This is a genomic window from Mesorhizobium sp. M7A.F.Ca.CA.001.08.2.1 (genome assembly GCF_003998455.1).
Lineage (GTDB): Bacteria > Pseudomonadota > Alphaproteobacteria > Rhizobiales > Rhizobiaceae > Mesorhizobium > Mesorhizobium ciceri.
The window spans coordinates 1-1,541 of record NZ_RZPW01001094.1; the positions used below are offsets into that span (position 1 = coordinate 1).

The following is a 1,541-nucleotide window of genomic DNA, read 5'->3' on the forward strand; positions in this document are numbered from 1 at the left end:
GGCGCGCACCGTGCCGCCCGGCTTGCCCTCCGCGCGTGCTTGCTGCGTGCCGAGGCCGGCGGCCGCGACAAGGCTGCCCAGGAACGGCAGTGAGAGACCAAGCACGCTGCCATGGCGCAGGAAGTCGCGGCGGTCCATCCTGCCGGCCAGCAATTCGTCGACAGCGGAATTTTCGATTGCAGTGAGCGTTCTGCGAGCGTTGTCGATCATCCGGAAATGCTTGGGCATGGCTGGATTCCTCGCTTGTCTTGGGGTTCGGCCATCTAGTTCATTGTTGACTGCCGCCGGAAAGCGATATTTTTTGATAGGGGTCATCGAAATTTTCGATGCAGAGGTGGGCATGGACACTGAAAATCTGCGCAGCTTTCTCGAAGTCGCCACCCATGGCAGCTTCACCGTTGCGGCCAGCCGGCTCAACCTCGCGCAGTCCACCGTCAGCGCACGGATCAGGGGGCTGGAGGAGCAGTTGGGCCGCCGGCTTTTCGTGCGCGACCGCGATGGCGTCACGCTGACGCCGGCCGGGCGGCAGTTCCTGCCACATGCCTCTTCCATCACCCGCACCTGGGAGCAATCGCGGCAGGACATCGCCGTTCCCGATGGCTACGAGACCTTGCTGCGGCTGACCGCGCCTGCCTATCTGTGGGACCGCATCACCTCGCCATGGGTCGAGTGGATGCGCACCAGGCGGCCGAACGTGGCGCTGCGGCTTGAAGGCAGTTTCCCGGACTCGGCGATCGACCAACTGGCGGAAGGCCTGCTCGATATCTGCATCCTCTATCTGCCGCGGCCGCACCCCGGCATCGTCTACGAAACGCTGGCCGTCGATCAGGTCGTGCTGGTGCAGCACGCCGCGCAGACCAGGCCGTGGACCGAAAACTACATCCTGATGGACTGGGGGCTTGAGTTCCGCATCGAGCACGACCGCGCCTATGCCGGCATGGTCAAGCCGGCCATATCGGCGGGGCTGGTCTTCATCGGGCTGCAGCATGTCCTGTCGCAGCAGGCCGCCGCCTATCTGCCGCTCAGCGCCGTCAGCGGCCATATCGAGCGCGGCGAAATGCGGCGCATCGACGACGCGCCGGTGTTCCAGCGGCCGATCTACCTCGCCTATCCCTCCAATCCTGTTTCTTCGGATGTCCTGGATGTCGCGCTCACAGGCCTGCGCACGCTGGCCAGGGACTGGGCCGAAGGGCAGGGCTTTTCGGAAGGTGACCGTGCTCTCAGCATGGCCGGCCAGGTCTGACTGGCCAAGCCACGGAAGCGCGGCGCTATGCCGGCTCGGTCACGGCCGCTCTCTGCAGCCTGGCCAGTTCGGCATATGGAATGTGGCAGCGGATCGAATGGCCGGGCTGGGCCTCGCTCAGCGGCGGCTCCTGCTGTTCGCAGATCGGACCGATCTTGCGCGGGCAGCGCGTGTGGAACACGCAGCCCGACGGCGGATTGGTGGCGCTCGGGATTTCGCCGTCGAGACGAATGCGCGCCGTCTCGGTCTGGTCGAGTTTGGGCACGGCCGACAGCAGCGCTTCGGTGTAGGGATGATG

The 1,541-nt window shown here is 65.3% G+C and carries 2 protein-coding genes and 1 pseudogene; 1 reads left to right on the forward strand and 2 read right to left on the reverse strand.

Annotation, left to right across the window (positions count from 1 at the left end; translation table 11 throughout):
* Positions 1-228: pseudogene (locus tag EN914_RS35070) on the reverse strand (peptide ABC transporter substrate-binding protein); the annotation flags it as partial.
* A gap of 112 nt (positions 229-340) precedes the next feature.
* Between EN914_RS35070 and EN914_RS35075 the strand changes: the two are divergent.
* Complete coding sequence (locus EN914_RS35075; protein WP_024502605.1) at positions 341-1,243, forward strand: LysR family transcriptional regulator; 903 nt, start codon at positions 341-343, stop codon at positions 1,241-1,243.
* A gap of 25 nt (positions 1,244-1,268) precedes the next feature.
* Here EN914_RS35075 and EN914_RS35080 read toward each other — a convergent pair.
* On the reverse strand, positions 1,269-1,541 hold a 273-nt coding region (locus EN914_RS35080; RefSeq protein ID WP_348631966.1), incomplete at its 5' end, for an oligopeptide/dipeptide ABC transporter ATP-binding protein.